Source organism: Rhodoferax sp. UBA5149 (genome assembly GCF_002413825.1).
Taxonomy (GTDB): domain Bacteria; phylum Pseudomonadota; class Gammaproteobacteria; order Burkholderiales; family Burkholderiaceae_C; genus Rhodoferax.
Genome location: NZ_DHXT01000040.1, coordinates 24655 through 24958 on the forward strand (window position 1 = coordinate 24655; position 304 = coordinate 24958).

Below are 304 nucleotides of genomic sequence, written 5' to 3' on the forward strand. Positions count from 1 at the left end.
TCCTGGGCCAGCGTCAGCAGTTCCGGGAAGGGTGCGGCAGCCGCCAGCAATTCGTCCACCGAGGGTGGCGCGCTGGTCAGCGCCACATAGTGCAGCATGCGGGGCCGCAGCGGATCGTTTTTCCAGGCCCGCCAGGTGTCAAGAAATTGAAATCCCTGACCCCAGCGGGTCTCCAGGATGCGCCACGCGTTTTGCTGCGCCCAAGCCTGCGGCAGTCCACATGCGGTTAGCAAAGCAGCGGTCACCGGTGTTCAACCTCGCGCCAGGCGTTTCAAGGGCTAGGCGGTACGTAGCCTTGCGCGGC

The 304-nt window shown here is 65.1% G+C and carries 1 pseudogene; it reads right to left on the reverse strand.

The annotated features are described in order from the left end of the window. Positions 1–233: pseudogene (locus B3V69_RS03045) on the reverse strand (FAD-dependent cmnm(5)s(2)U34 oxidoreductase); the annotation flags it as partial. Positions 234–304 lie beyond the last annotated feature (71 nt).